Annotated in this window: 18 protein-coding genes; all 18 read left to right on the top strand. The window is 62.1% G+C overall.

Annotation, left to right across the window (positions count from 1 at the left end; genetic code table 11):
- Window positions 1-2: 2 nt before the first annotated feature.
- Window positions 3-1,778, top strand: a complete 1,776-nt coding sequence (gene fliF, locus GIV26_RS20465; protein WP_014719351.1) for a flagellar basal-body MS-ring/collar protein FliF — start codon at window positions 3-5, stop codon at window positions 1,776-1,778.
- Complete coding sequence (gene fliG, locus GIV26_RS20460; RefSeq protein ID WP_003192957.1) at window positions 1,771-2,787, top strand: flagellar motor switch protein FliG; 1,017 nt, start codon at window positions 1,771-1,773, stop codon at window positions 2,785-2,787. The genes fliF and fliG overlap by 8 nt, the downstream gene beginning before the upstream one ends.
- A 10-nt stretch (window positions 2,788-2,797) precedes the next feature.
- On the top strand, window positions 2,798-3,562 hold the full coding sequence (gene fliH, locus GIV26_RS20455; RefSeq protein WP_236282002.1) for a flagellar assembly protein FliH: 765 nt from the start codon (window positions 2,798-2,800) through the stop codon (window positions 3,560-3,562).
- The gene (fliI, locus tag GIV26_RS20450; protein ID WP_003192955.1) at window positions 3,552-4,910 is read left to right on the top strand and encodes a flagellar protein export ATPase FliI; all 1,359 of its coding nucleotides are present in this window, start codon (window positions 3,552-3,554) and stop codon (window positions 4,908-4,910) included. The genes fliH and fliI overlap by 11 nt, the downstream gene beginning before the upstream one ends.
- A 3-nt stretch (window positions 4,911-4,913) precedes the next feature.
- Window positions 4,914-5,363, top strand: a complete 450-nt coding sequence (gene fliJ, locus GIV26_RS20445; RefSeq protein WP_034126787.1) for a flagellar export protein FliJ — start codon at window positions 4,914-4,916, stop codon at window positions 5,361-5,363.
- Between the two features lie 199 nt (window positions 5,364-5,562).
- Window positions 5,563-5,868 (top strand): STAS domain-containing protein, encoded by a 306-nt coding sequence (locus tag GIV26_RS20440; RefSeq protein ID WP_236282000.1) that lies wholly within the window; start codon window positions 5,563-5,565, stop codon window positions 5,866-5,868.
- A complete protein-coding gene (locus tag GIV26_RS20435) occupies window positions 5,865-7,583 on the top strand; it encodes an ATP-binding SpoIIE family protein phosphatase (RefSeq protein WP_060764476.1) in 1,719 nt (572 codons plus the stop codon). Before GIV26_RS20440 ends, GIV26_RS20435 begins: the two co-directional genes overlap by 4 nt.
- A 30-nt stretch (window positions 7,584-7,613) precedes the next feature.
- Window positions 7,614-7,961: an Hpt domain-containing protein gene (locus tag GIV26_RS20430; RefSeq protein WP_014719347.1), complete on the top strand. Its 348-nt coding sequence runs from the start codon at window positions 7,614-7,616 to the stop codon at window positions 7,959-7,961.
- An 84-nt stretch (window positions 7,962-8,045) separates the two neighbouring features.
- Entirely contained in the window at window positions 8,046-9,350 is a 1,305-nt protein-coding gene (locus GIV26_RS20425; protein WP_236281998.1) for a flagellar hook-length control protein FliK, read from the top strand.
- A 253-nt stretch (window positions 9,351-9,603) separates the two neighbouring features.
- Complete coding sequence (gene fliL, locus GIV26_RS20420) at window positions 9,604-10,104, top strand: flagellar basal body-associated protein FliL (protein ID WP_019818373.1); 501 nt, start codon at window positions 9,604-9,606, stop codon at window positions 10,102-10,104.
- 9 nt (window positions 10,105-10,113) lie between these two features.
- Window positions 10,114-11,082, top strand: coding sequence for a flagellar motor switch protein FliM (gene fliM / locus GIV26_RS20415; RefSeq protein ID WP_014719344.1), 969 nt, complete (start codon window positions 10,114-10,116; stop codon window positions 11,080-11,082).
- Between the two features lie 43 nt (window positions 11,083-11,125).
- Window positions 11,126-11,593 (top strand): flagellar motor switch protein FliN, encoded by a 468-nt coding sequence (gene fliN, locus GIV26_RS20410; RefSeq protein ID WP_003192941.1) that lies wholly within the window; start codon window positions 11,126-11,128, stop codon window positions 11,591-11,593.
- A 1-nt stretch (window position 11,594) separates the two neighbouring features.
- The gene (fliO, locus tag GIV26_RS20405) at window positions 11,595-12,029 is read left to right on the top strand and encodes a flagellar biosynthetic protein FliO (RefSeq protein WP_034126791.1); all 435 of its coding nucleotides are present in this window, start codon (window positions 11,595-11,597) and stop codon (window positions 12,027-12,029) included.
- A complete protein-coding gene (gene fliP / locus GIV26_RS20400; RefSeq protein WP_003192937.1) occupies window positions 12,029-12,772 on the top strand; it encodes a flagellar type III secretion system pore protein FliP in 744 nt (247 codons plus the stop codon). Before fliO ends, fliP begins: the two co-directional genes overlap by 1 nt.
- Before the next feature lie 4 nt (window positions 12,773-12,776).
- Complete coding sequence (gene fliQ, locus GIV26_RS20395) at window positions 12,777-13,046, top strand: flagellar biosynthesis protein FliQ (RefSeq protein WP_003192936.1); 270 nt, start codon at window positions 12,777-12,779, stop codon at window positions 13,044-13,046.
- Window positions 13,047-13,050: 4 nt separating this feature from the next.
- Complete coding sequence (fliR, locus tag GIV26_RS20390) at window positions 13,051-13,836, top strand: flagellar biosynthetic protein FliR (protein ID WP_236281996.1); 786 nt, start codon at window positions 13,051-13,053, stop codon at window positions 13,834-13,836.
- Between the two features lie 3 nt (window positions 13,837-13,839).
- Entirely contained in the window at window positions 13,840-14,976 is a 1,137-nt protein-coding gene (gene flhB, locus GIV26_RS20385; RefSeq protein WP_054920172.1) for a flagellar biosynthesis protein FlhB, read from the top strand.
- Between the two features lie 679 nt (window positions 14,977-15,655).
- A complete protein-coding gene (gene cspE / locus GIV26_RS20380) occupies window positions 15,656-15,859 on the top strand; it encodes a transcription antiterminator/RNA stability regulator CspE (RefSeq protein ID WP_060764477.1) in 204 nt (67 codons plus the stop codon).
- The last annotated feature ends 152 nt before the right edge of the window (window positions 15,860-16,011 follow it).

Genomic DNA, 16,011 nt, shown 5'->3' with positions numbered 1-16,011 from the left:
TCATGGCTGAAGCAGTCTCCGACAACCTCCCCGCCAAGGCCGACGGCAAACCGCCGTTGTTTGGCCTGTCGTTCCTGGAAAACCTCTCGGAAATGACCATGCTGCGTCAGGTGGGCCTGATGGTGGGCTTGGCCGCCAGCGTGGCGATTGGTTTTGCCGTGGTGCTGTGGTCGCAGCAACCCGATTACCGCCCCCTGTACGGCAGCCTGTCGGGCATGGATTCCAAGCAGATCATGGAAACCCTCGCCGCCGCCGACATCGCCTACACCGTGGAGCCCAACTCCGGCGCCTTGCTGGTCAAAGCTGACGACGTAGCCCGCGCGCGGATGAAACTGGCCGCCGCTGGCGTGGCGCCGTCCGACAGCAACATTGGTTTTGAAATCCTCGACAAGGACCAGGGCCTGGGCACCAGCCAGTTCATGGAAGCCACCCGCTATCGTCGTGGCCTGGAAGGCGAACTGGCTCGCACCATTTCCAGCCTCAATAACGTCAAGGCCGCCCGTGTGCACCTGGCGATTCCGAAAAGCTCGGTGTTCGTGCGTGACGAACGCAAGCCCAGCGCCTCGGTCTTGGTCGAGCTGTTTGCTGGCCGCTCCCTGGAGCCTGGCCAGGTACTGGCGATCGTCAACCTGGTGGCAACCAGTGTTCCCGAATTGAGCAAGTCGCAAATCACCGTGGTGGACCAGAAGGGCAACCTGCTGTCCGACATGGCCGAAAACTCCGCGCTGACCCAGGCCGGCAAGCAGTTCGACTACAGCCGCCGCATGGAAAGCATGCTCACCCAGCGCGTGCATAACATCCTGCAACCGGTACTGGGCAACGACCGCTACAAGGCTGAAGTCTCCGCCGATGTGGATTTCAGCGCCGTCGAGTCCACCTCCGAACAGTTCAACCCGGACCAGCCGGCCCTGCGCAGCGAGCAGTCCACCAGCGAACAACGCACCGCCAGCAATGGCCCCCAAGGTGTGCCAGGCGCCCTGAGCAACCAGCCACCCGCGCCGGCCTCGGCACCGCAAACCACTGGTGGCGCCGCCGCCACGGCTGGCGCGATCCAGCCTGGCCAGCCGCTGTTGGACGCCAACGGCCAGCAGATCATGGACCCGGCCACCGGCCAGCCGATGCTTGCGCCATACCCTGCGGACAAGCGTAACCAGTCCACCAAGAACTTCGAACTCGACCGTTCCATCAGCCACACCAAGCAGCAACAGGGCAAGATCAATCGCCTGTCGGTGTCGGTGGTGGTCGATGACCAGGTCAAGGTCAACCCTGCGGACGGCGCGGTGACCCGTGCACCGTGGACGGCTGACGAACTGGCGCGCTTCACTCGTCTGGTGCAGGACGCTGTTGGCTTCGACGCCAGCCGTGGCGACAGCGTCAGCGTGATCAACATGCCGTTCTCCGCCGAGCGCGGTGAAGTGATCGCTGACCCGGCGTTCTACACCCAGCCGTGGTTCTGGGACATCGTCAAGCAAGTGCTGGGGGTGCTGTTCATCCTGGTGCTGGTGTTTGGTGTATTGCGCCCGGTGCTCAACAACATCACTGGCGGCGGCAAGAAGCAACTGGCGCTGGCCGGTGGCGACGTCGAGTTGGGTGGCATGGGCGGCCTGGACGGCGAACTGGCCAACGACCGCGTCAGCCTCGGCGGCCCGCAAAGCATCCTGTTGCCAAGCCCGAGCGAAGGCTATGACGCTCAGTTGAACGCAATCAAGAGTCTGGTGGCAGAAGACCCGGGCCGTGTGGCTCAGGTCGTGAAAGAGTGGATTAACGCAGATGAATGATCGAGCCGCTGTGGCCAAGCTGTCCCGGGTCGACAAAGCCGCCGTGCTGCTGCTGTCCCTGGGTGAAACCGACGCTGCCCAAGTGCTGCGCCACATGGGCCCTAAAGAGGTCCAGCGAGTGGGCGTGGCCATGGCGCAGATGCGCAATGTGCACCGCGAGCAAGTCGAGCAGGTGATGAGCGAGTTCGTCGAGATCGTCGGCGACCAGACCAGCCTGGGCGTCGGATCCGACAGCTACATTCGCAAGATGCTCACCTCGGCCCTGGGCGAAGACAAGGCCAACGGCCTGATCGACCGCATCCTGCTGGGTGGCAACACCAGCGGCCTGGATAGCCTCAAGTGGATGGAGCCGCGGGCAGTGGCCGACGTGATCCGCTACGAGCACCCGCAGATCCAGGCGATCGTGGTGGCCTATCTGGACCCGGACCAGGCCGGTGAAGTGCTCGGGCACTTCGACCATAAAGTGCGCCTGGACATTATCCTGCGTGTGTCATCGCTGAACACTGTGCAACCGGCGGCGCTCAAAGAACTCAACACCATTCTGGAGAAGCAGTTCTCCGGCAATTCCAACGCCTCGCGCACCACCCTGGGTGGCATCAAGCGCGCAGCCGACATCATGAACTTCCTCGACAGCTCGGTCGAAGGCCAGTTGATGGACTCGATCCGCGAGATCGACGACACCCTGTCCGGCCAGATCGAAGACCTGATGTTCGTGTTCAACAACCTGGCCGATGTCGACGACCGTGGCATCCAGGCGCTGCTGCGCGAAGTGTCCTCGGACGTGCTGGTGCTGGCGCTCAAGGGCTCGGACGAAAACGTCAAAGAAAAGATCTTCAAGAACATGTCCAAGCGCGCCTCGGAGCTGTTGCGCGACGACTTGGAAGCCAAGGGCCCGGTGCGCGTCAGCGACGTGGAAACCGCCCAGAAGGAAATCCTCACCATTGCCCGCCGTATGGCCGAAGCCGGAGAAATCGTTCTCGGCGGGAAGGGCGGCGAAGAAATGATCTAAGGCGCCTTGCATGTCGAATAAAGATGAGGCGCCCAGCGATCTGATTCGCGCGCGGGATGTCGGCGGCTTCGACATCTGGTCGCTGCCCAGCTTCGACCCCCATGTGCCGGAGCCCGAGCCTGAACCGATCGAGGAACCACCAGCGGAAATGGAAGAAGTGCCGCTGGATGAAGTCCAGCCACTGACCCTTGAAGAGTTGGAAACCATCCGCCAGGAGGCCTACAACGAAGGCTTTGCGGCGGGGGAAAAAGACGGTTTTCGCAGCACCACCCTCAAGGTTCGCCAGGAGGCCGAGGTGGCGCTGGCCGCCAGGCTGGACAGCCTGGAGCGCTTGATGGGCAACCTGTTCGACCCCATCGCCGAACAGGACTCACAGCTAGAAAAGTCCATGGTCGGCCTGGTGCAGCACATTGCTCGTCAGGTGATCCAGCGCGAGCTGGTGCTCGATTCCAGCCAGATCGAAGGCGTGATGCGTGAAGCCCTCAAGCTGCTGCCCCTGGGCGTCGGCAATGTGCGGCTGTACATCAACCCCCAGGATTTCGAACAGGTCAAAGCCCTGCGCGAGCGCCATGAAGAAACCTGGCGCATCGTCGAAGACGCTTCGTTGCAGCCAGGTGGTTGCCGTGTCGAAACCGAGCACAGCCGCATCGATGCAACGGTGGAAACCCGCATCAGCCAGATCATGGTCAAGTTGTTCGATCAACTGCATGAACAAGCCCTGCACCCCGCCGAGCCGGACCTGAGCGTTGACCTGGACGCCACCGATGCGCCTTGATCGCACCAGCTTCGCCAAGCGCCTGGGCAGCTACGCCGAGGCCACGGAGTTGCCCGGCCAGCCGATCCTCGAAGGGCGCCTGTTGCGCATGGTTGGCCTGACCCTGGAAGCCGAAGGCCTGCGCGCCGCCATGGGTAGCCGCTGCCTGGTGATCAACGACGACAGCTACCACCCGGTGCAGGTCGAAGCCGAAGTGATGGGCTTTTCCGGCAGCAAGATTTTCCTGATGCCGGTGGGCAGCCTGGCGGGTATCGCTCCCGGCGCCCGCGTGGTGCCGCTGGCCGACACTGGCCGCCTGCCCATGGGCATGAGCATGCTGGGCCGCGTACTCGACGGGGCCGGCCGTGCGCTGGACGGCAAGGGCGGCATGAAGGCCGAAGACTGGGTGCCGATGGACGGCCCCACCATCAATCCGCTCAAGCGCAACCCCATCAGCGTGCCACTGGACGTGGGTATTCGCAGCATCAACGGTTTATTGACGGTCGGTCGCGGCCAGCGTCTGGGCCTGTTCGCCGGTACCGGCGTGGGTAAGTCGGTATTGCTGGGCATGATGACGCGCTTTACCGAGGCCGACATCATCGTGGTGGGGCTGATCGGCGAGCGGGGCCGCGAAGTGAAGGAGTTCATCGAGCACAGCCTCGGTGAAGAAGGGCTCAAGCGTTCCGTTGTCGTCGCTTCTCCGGCAGACGATGCACCGCTGATGCGCCTGCGTGCGGCGATGTACTGCACGCGCATTGCCGAATATTTTCGCGACAAGGGCAAGAACGTCCTGTTGCTGATGGACTCCCTCACGCGTTTCGCCCAGGCCCAGCGCGAGATCGCTTTGGCCATCGGTGAGCCGCCCGCGACCAAGGGTTACCCCCCGTCGGTATTTGCCAAGCTGCCCAAGCTGGTAGAGCGTGCCGGTAATGCCGAAGCCGGCGGTGGCTCGATCACCGCGTTCTACACCGTGTTGTCTGAAGGCGACGACCAACAGGACCCGATTGCCGACTCGGCCCGGGGCGTGCTCGACGGCCACATCGTGCTGTCGCGGCGCCTGGCGGAAGAGGGGCATTACCCAGCCATCGATATCGAAGCGTCCATCAGCCGGGTGATGCCGGCGGTGGTCACGCCGGAGCATATGGCCCGTGCCCAGCAGTTCAAGCAGCTATGGTCGCGTTACCAGCAAAGCCGTGACCTGATCAGCGTCGGCGCCTATGTGGCCGGTGGCGACCGCGACACCGACCTGGCCATCGCCTTGCAGCCGCAACTGGTGACCTACCTGCGCCAGGGTCTCAACGACAAGATCACCATGGGCGAGAGCCAGTCGCACTTGCAGTCCATCTTCGCCCCGGCGCCGGGCGGCTAAGCCATGGCCAACAGCCGCGCCGCACGCCTGGCCCCGGTGGTGGACATGGCCGAAAAGGCCGAGAAAGCCGCCGTACAGCGCCTGGGCTACTTCCAAGGCCAGGTGCGGTTGGCCCAAAGCAAGCTGGGCGACCTGGAGCGTTTTCGTGGCGAGTACCAACAACAGTGGATCGAGCGCGGCAGCCAGGGTGTTTCTGGCCAGTGGCTGATGGGGTACCAGGGCTTTCTCAATCAGCTTGAAACCGCCGTCGGCCAGCAACGCCAGAGCCTGGCCTGGCACGAGACCAACCTCGACAAAGCCCGCGAGGCCTGGCAACAGGCGTTTGCCCGGGTCGAGGGGCTGCGCAAGCTGGTGCAGCGCTACATCGACGAAGCGCGAGCCATCGAAGACAAGCGCGAGCAAAAACTGCTCGATGAATTGTCCCAGCGCCTTCCCCGCCCAGAACAGTTCTAACGCACCAATGTCATCGTCTTCTGTAGGAGCGAGCTTGCTCGCGAAAAACGTCAACGGTAACGCGTGCTTTCTGGATGAACGCGGCGCCTGTGAGTTTTTCGCGAGCTAGCTCGCTCCTACAAAGGGCATTTGCTGTGTTGCCCAGATGCGGTTCAGCTGCTACACCTTGTGTCTAGTGCAATGACAAGGAAGCAGTCACATGTCAGTCGAGTCAGAAGTATCCCTGGACGGGAAGAAGTTGACGATCGTTATCAAGGGTCGGTTCGATTTCGGCAGCCACCAAAATTTTCGCAATGTCTACGAAGGTGTTTACCCTAAGCCCGAGACTGTTGTAGTGGACTTGAGGGGTACCACCTACATGGATAGTTCGGCCTTGGGTATGCTCCTGTTGCTGCGGGACCATGCGGGTGGCGATAAGTCCGATATCCGAGTGGTTAATAGCAACTCCGACGTGCGCAAGATCCTCGCCATCTCCAACTTCGACAAACTGTTCGATATCAATTGAGCGCCCTGGCCCCTGTCCTGGAGGCGCTGACCATCCTGATCGCCGAAGACAGCGCCGCCGACCGCCTGTTGCTGGCGAGCATCATCCGCCGCCAGGGCCATCAGGTGCTGACTGTCAGCAATGGCGCCGAAGCGATTGAGGTGTTTGCCCGCGAGCGTCCGCAACTGGTGTTGATGGACGCACTGATGCCGGTCATGGATGGCTTTGAAGCCGCGCGGCAGATCAAGCAACTGGCGGGGGAGGCGCTGGTGCCGATCATCTTCCTCACGTCGCTGCGCGAAAGCGAAGCCCTGGCCCAGTGCCTGGACGCCGGCGGCGATGACTTTCTGCCCAAGCCCTATAACCCCTTGATCCTGGCGGCCAAGATCAACGCCATGGACCGCCTGCGCCGCCTGCAAGCCACGGTTTTGCAACAGCGTGACCTGATCGCCAGGCATCACGAACACCTGATGCATGAGCAGCGGGCGGCCAAGGCGGTGTTCGACAAGGTCGCCCATTCCGGTTGCATCAACGCCGCGCCGAATATCCGCTACCTGCAATCGCCTTATGCGTTGTTCAACGGTGACCTGTTGCTGGCGGCCTACACACCGTCCGGCGATATGCACGTGCTGCTAGGGGATTTCACTGGCCATGGCTTGCCGGCCGCCATCGGCGCCATGCCCCTGGCCGAGGTGTTCTACGGCATGGCCGCCAAGGGCTACGGCCTCACGCAGACCCTGCGGGAAATGAACGCCAAGCTCAAGCGCATCCTGCCGGTAGACATGTTCTGCTGTGCCACCTTGCTGTGCCTGAGCGCCCAGCGGCGTGCGGTGGAGGTGTGGAACGGCGGCATGCCCGAAGGCTACGTGCATGAAGTCGCCACGGGCAGGCGCACGCCATTGATGTCGCGGCACCTGCCGTTGGGGGTGTTGTCGGCAGAGGCGTTCGATGACAGCACCGAGGTCTGGCCCATGGCGTTGGGCGACCGGGTATTCCTGCTCTCCGACGGCGTGCTGGACACCGCTGACGCCAACGATCAACTGTTCGGTGCCGAGCGCTTGCAGCAGGTGTTCGCCGCCAACCGTGAGCCCGACCGCCTGTTCGAGGACATCGAGCAGGCCCTGGCGGCCTTTCGCGGCCAGGCGCGCGATGACGTCAGCATGGTCGAGATCACGTTGCAGGCGGGCCAACCCTTGCGGGCGGCAGAACCGATGTATGCCGACAGCGGCCAGTCGTGCCCGCTGGATTGGTCGGTGAGTTTCGAATTCCGCGCCCAGACGCTCAGGACCTACAACCCGCTGCCGTACCTGCTGCAACTGCTGTTGGAGATCCACGGCCTGCGCGAGCAGAGCGGGGCGCTTTACAGTGTGATGGCCGAGTTGTATTCCAACGCGCTGGAGCATGGCGTGCTGGGCCTGGACTCACGCCTCAAGCGCGATGCCCAAGGGTTTGCGCAGTATTATCGCCAGCGCCATGAGCGCCTGGCGCAGTTGGACAGCGGCTATGTGCGCGTGCATATGCAGGTGGTGCCCACCGACAAGGGCGGCAAACTGACCTTGCGCCTCGAAGACAGCGGGCAGGGTTTTGATGTGGAGCAAGAGCTGGCGCGCCCCGTGGACATCGACCGTCTGTCTGGTCGGGGACTGAGCCTGGTGCGTCAACTGAGCAGCGCTGTAGGCTGGTCCGATGGCGGGCGCACTGTCTGCGTGGAGTTTTGTTGGGCGGCTCTGGCATAATCCGCCGATTCTTGATCAAGGAGCGAGCAAGTGGCTGAGATTCATATGGACCCCGAGGTGTTGTCGGGTTTGCAGGAAGTCATGGAAAGCGAATACCCCACGCTGCTGGACACCTTTCTGCATGATTCTGAAGAGCGCGTGCAAGCGCTGCGCAAGGCGCGGGACGACGCCAAGACGTTGGGGCGCATCGCACACAGCTTCAAGGGCAGCAGTGGCAACTTGGGGGCGCTGCGGTTGGCAACGTTGTGTGAGCGGTTGGAGACCGAGTCCTTCAAGTCTGCTTCCGACTTGGGGGCGTTGGTGGATCAGATTGATCGTGAGTTTGCGCTGGTTCGGCCGCTTTATGAGCATGAACGGGAGCGGTTTTCTGGGGTTTGATATTTTATCGGCCTGACTTGGCCCGACTCTTGCTCTACCTCCACAGACTGCATTCCCGACCCCATGCAGTGGAGACCCTTACTTATGCCAGTCGCTCCCAATTCGCTTCTTCAGGCTGCCGCTGCGGCCAAGCCTCAAGCGCCGGCCGCCACGCCTGCCGTAGCGCCTGTGGCTCCGCGGGACAAGGGCGCTGGCTTCGCTCAAGTGTTTGCCAAGCAAGCTGCCAAGCCGCAGGCCAAGAGCGACGACGCGCCAGCCAAACCGGTGCGCGACAAGGCTTCTGATGCCAGCGCCAAACCGGCCGCCGGCGACGATAAACCTGCCGCCAGCGCGCCAGCGGTTGCCGATAGCGGCAATCCCTTGCCTGCCAAGCCGGCCAAGAGCGACGACCACGCTGACAGTGAAGGCGAGCCACCTGCCGACCCGTCCCTGGCACTGCAACCGGTTGCCGACCCGGCGCTGGTTGCCACCTTGACGCCTGTGGCGGTGCCTGTGCCCGTACAAGCGCCTGCCGTTACGGCCGCAGATGACAACGCCCAGCCGCTCATCGCGGTAACCGAGGAGCCCAAGCAGCCGGCCTTCGACCCTGAGGCCGACCCGCTGGATTCGATGCCGGCCGTGCGCCTGGCGATGGAGCAGGGCGGTCATGTCTCGGCCAGCAGCCAGGCGCCGCAGAAAGGCGCGCCTGCCACCCAGGACCAGCCGACCGCCGCGCAGAGCTTTGCCGCCGGCCTGGGCAACATGGTCGACCAGCAAGCCACCAAGGACAGCACCGATCAGGGAGGCGACAAGGCCTTCGGCGCGCTGATCGATGACGGCCTCAAGGACCTCAAGAACGCCAGCAGCGACACCCGTGTGGATGACTTCGCCAACCGCCTGGCGGCGCTGACCCAGGCGGCCACGCCGAAAACCGCGAATGCCTTGCCGCCCGTCACCAATGCGCCACTGGCCATGCACCAGAGCGGCTGGACCGAAGAGGTGGTCAACCGCGTGATGTACCTGTCCAGCGCCAACCTCAAGTCGGCCGAGATCCAGTTGCAGCCCGCTGAGCTGGGGCGCCTGGACATCAAGGTCAACATGACGGCGGACCAGCAGGCCCAGGTCAACTTCATGAGCGGCCATGCGGTGGTGCGTGAAGCGCTGGAAAGCCAGTCTGGCCGTTTGCGCGAGATGTTTGCCCAGCAGGGCATGGGGCAGGTGGATGTGAATGTCTCCGACCAGTCGCGGGGCCAGGACCAGCAGCAACAGCAGAGCCAGGCGCGAGGCGTCAGTAGCAGCGGCAGGCGCGCTGACAGCGGCGACGCCGGTGGCCCTGTGGATGTGGCCGAAGTGGCAGCGCCCGTGAGCCAGAGCGTGATCGGCTCCAGCGCCGTCGACTACTACGCCTGACTTCCTGCTCAAACCCGGTCAGTGGCTGATCGTTCCCACGCTCTGCGTGGGAATGCCGCCCCGGACGCTCCGCGTCCCGAAGTCGGCGATGTTTTCGACCATTGCACACGGTGACGCGAAGCGTCACAAGATGCATTCCCACGCAGAGCGTGGGAACGATCATCTTCCTGCGCCTGCCAGACAACTCTGGCATAACACTTGCTCTTGCCTTGCCATAGATCTACGAATCCCCGAATAGTGACGGATTATTGGCATGGCGAAGAGCGACGACGCAGCAACTCCCCCCGCAGGCAAAGGCAAGCTCAAGCTGATCCTGTTGATTGTGCTGGGCCTGCTCCTGGCGATCGGTGCCTCGGTGGGCGGCACCTGGTACATCATGCACAGCAGTGCGAGTAAACCGGCGCCCACCGCCGAAACTGCCACGAACGTCAAGCAACCGGCAATCTTCGAGCAGATGCTTCCGGCCTTTGTCGCCAACTACAACCAGAATGGTCGTCAACGCTACCTGCAGGTGAGCATCACCTTGTTGGCGCGCAACCAGGCGGACCTGGATGCCCTCAAGGTGCATATGCCGGTGATCCGCAACAACCTGGTGATGCTGTTCTCCGGGCAGAGCTTCGACAGCCTGGCCACGCCAGTCGGCCAGGAAATGTTGCGCCAGAAGGTCACTGCCAGCGTGCAGGAAGTGGCCCAGAAAGAACTCGGCAAAGTAGTGGTCGAGCAGGCGCTCTTCACTAACTTCGTATTGCAGTAGGATCACGACATGGCCGTGCAAGACCTGCTGTCCCAGGATGAAATCGACGCGCTGTTGCATGGCGTGGACGATGGTCTGGTACAGACCGAAATGGCTGCCGAACCCGGCAGCGTCAAAAGTTATGACCTGACCAGCCAGGATCGCATCGTGCGGGGACGCATGCCGACCCTGGAGATGATCAACGAACGCTTTGCCCGCTACACCCGCATCAGCATGTTCAACATGCTGCGCCGCTCGGCGGACGTGGCCGTGGGCGGCGTGCAGGTGATGAAGTTCGGTGAATACGTGCACTCGCTGTACGTGCCCACCAGCCTCAACCTGGTCAAGATCAAGCCGTTGCGCGGTACCGCGCTGTTCATCCTCGACGCCAAGCTGGTGTTCAAGCTGGTGGACAACTTCTTCGGTGGCGACGGCCGTCACGCCAAGATCGAAGGGCGTGAATTCACCCCTACCGAACTGCGGGTGGTGCGCATGGTGCTGGAGCAGGCCTTCATCGACTTGAAGGAAGCCTGGCAGGCGATCATGGAGGTCAATTTCGAGTACATCAACTCGGAAGTGAACCCGGCCATGGCCAACATCGTCGGCCCCAGCGAGGCCATTGTGGTGTCGACCTTCCACATCGAACTCGATGGCGGTGGCGGCGACCTGCACGTGACCATGCCTTACTCGATGATCGAACCGGTGCGCGAAATGCTCGACGCCGGCTTCCAGTCCGACCTCGACGACCAGGACGAACGCTGGGTCAAGGCCCTGCGCGAAGACCTGCTGGACGTCGACGTGCCGCTGAGCGCCACCGTGGCCCGCCGCCAGTTGCGCCTGCGCGATATTTTGCACATGGCGCCTGGGGACATCATCCCCGTCGACTTGCCGGAAGAGCTGATCATGCGCGCCAACGGCGTGCCGTCGTTCAAGGTCAAGCTCGGTTCCCACAAGGGCAACCTGGCGCTGCAAGTGGTTGAGCCGATCAACCGCCGCTGATTCAACCCCAATTCATGATTGTTTGCTGCGCCGAGGACATGTAATGGCTACCGAACACGAAAACACTTCCGCCGAAGACCAGGCCCTGGCTGACGAGTGGGCTGCGGCCCTGGAAGAAACCGGCGATGTTGGCCAGGACGACATCGACGCGCTGCTGGCCGCCGACGCCGCCACCGCGCCGGCCGGCAACCGCCTGGCCATGGAAGAATTCGGCAGCGTGCCGAAGAACAACGACCCGGTGAGCCTCGATGGCCCGAACCTGGATGTGATCCTCGACATCCCGGTGTCGATTTCCATGGAAGTGGGCAGCACCGAAATCAACATCCGCAACCTCTTGCAGCTCAACCAGGGCTCGGTGATCGAACTGGACCGCCTGGCCGGCGAGCCATTGGACGTGCTGGTCAACGGCACCCTGATTGCCCATGGCGAGGTGGTGGTGGTCAACGAGAAGTTCGGCATCCGCCTGACCGACGTGATCAGCCCGAGCGAACGCATCAAGAAGTTGCGCTGAGATGAAGTACTCGATGGCGGGACTGTTGCTGGCGCTGCCATTGAGCGCCTTGGCGGCTGAGCCGGTGGCGCAGGTGGCTGCGGCGCCAGCGGTCGGCAGCGTCGGCGGGCAGTTGACGCAACTGGTGCTGGGCCTGTTGCTGGTGATCGGCCTGATCTTCCTGCTGGCCTGGTTGATGCGCCGCGTGCAGCGCATCGGCCCGGGCAACGGCCAGGTGATAGAGCTGGTGGGCTCGCGCGCCCTCGGCCCGCGTGATCGGCTGGTGCTGGTGCAGGTGGGCGAAGAGCAGATCCTGCTCGGCATCACCCCCGGCCGCATCACCCCGCTGCATGTACTCAAGACCCCGGTGGACGCGGTCAAGACCGAAGCCGCCACGCCAGAATTCGCCCAGCGCCTGATGGAGTTGCTGGGCAAGGATCAGAAGGATAAGAAGTAATGCGCGTTTTGTTGACGCTCATGCTGTTGCTGGCCGCGCCGATGGCTCTGGGCGCCGACCCGTTGTCGATCCCGGCGATCACCCTGGGCACCAACGCGGCGGGCGCCCAGGAATATTCGGTCAGCCTGCAGATCCTGCTGATCATGACGGCGCTGAGTTTCATCCCAGCGTTCGTCATGCTGATGACCAGCTTTACGCGGATCATCATCGTCTTCTCGATCCTGCGCCAGGCCCTGGGCCTGCAGCAGACGCCGTCGAACCAGATCCTCACCGGCATGGCACTGTTTTTGACGCTGTTCATCATGGCGCCGGTGTTCGACAAGGTGAACCAGCAAGCCCTGCAACCTTATCTGGCGGAAAAGCTCACAGCCCAGGATGCCATCGACAAGGCCCAGGGCCCGATCAAGGACTTCATGCTGTCGCAAACCCGCTCCAGCGACCTTGAGCTGTTCATGCGCCTGTCCAAGCGCACCGACATCGCCACCCCGGACCAGGCACCGCTGACCATCCTGGTACCCGCGTTCGTCACCTCCGAATTGAAGACCGCGTTCCAGATCGGTTTCATGATCTTCATCCCGTTCCTGATCATCGACTTGGTGGTGGCGAGCGTGTTGATGGCCATGGGTATGATGATGCTGTCGCCGCTGATCATCTCGTTGCCGTTCAAGATCATGCTGTTTGTGCTGGTGGACGGTTGGGCGCTGATTATTGGCACCTTGGCCGGCAGTTTCGGAGGGGTATAGCGCTATGACGCCAGAAGTCGCCGTCGACCTGTTCCGTGAAGCGCTGTGGCTGACCACCCTGATGGTCGCCGTGCTGGTGGTGCCGAGCCTGTTGGTGGGCCTGCTGGTGGCGATGTTCCAGGCCGCCACCCAGATCAACGAACAAACCCTGAGCTTCCTGCCGCGCCTGCTGGTGATGCTGGTGACCCTGATTGTCGCCGGCCCGTGGTTGGTGCAAACCTTCATGGAATACATCCTGCAGTTGTACGGCAGTATTCCGCAGTTGATCGGCTGAGCCGATGCAATCCTTGCTGGCCTTGACCGACACCCAGATCAGTACCTGGGTAGCCTCGTTCATCCTGCCGCTGTTTCGCGTCACGGCGATGCTGATGGCCATGCCGGTGTTCGGCACCACCCTGGTACCGCGTCGTGTGCGCCTGTATTTCGCGGTGGCGATCACCGTGGTAATCGTGCCTGGCCTACCGCCGATGCCGCCGGTGAACGCCCTCGACCTGAGCGCCTTGCTGCTGATTGCCGAACAGATTCTGATCGGTGCCATGCTGGGGTTTTCCCTCATGCTGTTCTTCCAGGCTTTTGTGGTCGCCGGGCAAATCATCTCGATCCAGATGGGCATGGGCTTCGCGTCCATGGTCGACCCCACCAACGGCGTGTCGGCGGCGGTGATAGGGCAGTTCCTGACCATGCTGGTGACCTTGCTGTTTCTGGCCATGAACGGTCATCTGGTGGCGTTCGAAGTCTTGACCGAAAGCTTCACCACCTTGCCGGTGGGCTCGGGGTTGGTGGTCAACCATTTCTGGGAGCTGGTGGGGCGCCTCGGCTGGGTACTGGGGGCTTCGCTGTTGCTGGTGCTGCCGGCGATCACTGCGCTGCTGGTGGTTAATATCGCCTTCGGCGTGATGACCCGTGCGGCGCCGCAACTGAATATCTTCTCGATTGGTTTCCCGCTGACCCTGGTGTTGGGTATGGGGATTTTCTGGGTCGGCTTGGCTGACATTCTCAATCAGTATCAACCGCTGGCCACCGATGCCTTGCAGTTCTTACGTGACCTGGCACGGGCGCGCTGAGCCATGGCCGAGAGCGAGAGTGGTCAGGACAAAACAGAAGACCCCACGGAGAAACGTAAAAAGGACTCCAGGGAAAAGGGCGAGATCGCGCGCTCCAAAGAGCTCAACACCTTCGCCACCATGATCGCCGGCGCCGGTGCCTTGCTGATCTACGGCGGTGGCCTGGCGCTGGACCTGCTGGAGATGATGAAGCACAACTTCAGCTTGCCGCGCGAAGTGCTGCTCAACCCCGATGCCATGGGCCAGTACCTGCTGCACTCGGGCAAAATCGCGCTGCTGGCGGTGCAGCCGATCCTGATCACCTTGTTGCTGGCCGCGCTGATCGGCCCGGTGGCCCTCGGCGGTTGGCTGTTTGCCGCGGGCAGCATGGCGCCCAAGTTCAGCCGCATGAACCCGGGGGCGGGGCTCAAGCGCATGTTTTCCGCCAAGGCCCTGGTGGAATTGCTCAAGGCCCTGGCCAAGTTTTTCCTGATTCTGTTCGTGGCGCTGGCGGTGTTGTCGTCCGACATCGACGATTTGCTGCGCATTGCCCATGAGCCGCTGGAATCAGCGATCATCCACAGCGTGCAAGTGGTGGGCTGGAGTGCGCTGTGGATGGCGGCCGGGCTGATCCTCATCGCCGCCGTGGATGCGCCGATCCAGTTGTGGGAAAGCCACAAGAAACTGCTGATGACCAAGCAGGAAGTGCGCGACGAGCACAAGGACCAGGAAGGCCGCCCCGAGGTCAAGCAACGCATCCGCCAACTGCAGCGGGAAATGTCCCAGCGCAAGATGATGGCCTCGGTGCCCGACGCCGATGTGGTCATCACCAACCCGACTCACTACGCCGTAGCGCTTAAGTACGACCCGGAGAAGGGCGGCGCACCGATGCTGCTGGCCAAGGGCAGTGATTTTACCGCGTTGAAAATCCGCGAAATCGCGGTGGCCAACGACATTCTGTTATTGGAGTCGCCAGCATTGGCGCGCTCGATTTTCTACTCCACCGATCTGGACCAGGAAATCCCGGCCGGCTTGTACCTGGCCGTTGCACAGGTACTGGCCTACGTTTACCAAATCCGTCAATACCGCGCCGGCAAGGGCAAGCGGCCTGATCCGCTCAAGGATTTGCCGATCCCGCCGGACCTGCGTCGCGATTCCTGAACGCTCCTACAGTGGTGTGCCGTTTACCTGTCAACTTTGACAGTAGCCATTACGCCGCCTTCACTGTTTGATACAGCGATGAGACGTGCAGCTCTGCACGACTCGGGAGGCGGTGATGGGTAGGGGTACGGTCAGGTGGTTTGATGCGGTCAAAGGCATCGGCTTTATTGCCCGGGATCGCGATGGCAACGAGGTTGCCGTTCAGTCGACAGGCGCTCAACACGGTAACGTTCCACCCACCCCTCCCAAACCGCGAAAACCCCGCAAGCGCAAGAAACCCTCGGATGCATGAATCTTCTGCTGTCCCACCGCTACCACCCATCGGCAGCTCGCGTCTACCTGTCAACTTTGACAGTAGCCAAAGGATGTTTCCCGTTGTTCTATGACTGAACCAAACACTGCGCGTATGTAGTAAACGAGATGCAGGGAGAGCGGGATTGAAGGTGGCTACAGGAACTGTCAAATCCTATGACTGGGTCAGGGGCGATTGGCTGATCGAATTGGATGACGGGGCAGAAGAGGTATTTATCAATCGCAAGGATTGGCGTTGCACAGCGCTGTCGGTGGGTAAGCAACTGAGGTTTCAAATGGTCCATCGGCCCAAGGGCATCTATGCGTTGCCCGTCAGGGTGCATCACCGGGGTGGGTTGGGTTCTGAGTAAGTGTAAGGAGAGCGGCAATGGCAGCGGGTACTGTGAAATGGTTTAACGAGGAGAAGGGGTTTGGTTTTATTGCCCCGGAGGATGGGGGGGATGACGTTTTCGTCCATTACTCGGCAATCCAGTCGCAGGGGCTAAAAACCCTGGCTGAAAACCAAAAAGTAGAATTTGACATCACGCAAGGACCAAAGGGCCCCCAGGCTGAGAATGTGCGGCCAGTTTAAAAACTGGATCACATGTGGGTGCTGGCTTGATCGTTCCCACGCTCCCGCGTGGGAACGCATCGCGTGACGCTCTGCGTCACCCTTGCAGAGTGCTCAAGTCGTGCGCCTGGCTCGGGACGCGGAGCGTCCCAGGCGGCATTCCCACGCAGAGC

This window comes from Pseudomonas sp. PA-1-3F (assembly GCF_021609665.1).
GTDB lineage: Bacteria > Pseudomonadota > Gammaproteobacteria > Pseudomonadales > Pseudomonadaceae > Aquipseudomonas > Aquipseudomonas paracarnis.
The sequence above is the reverse complement of the archived record's forward strand: the minus strand, read 5'-3'. Positions and strand labels throughout refer to the sequence as shown.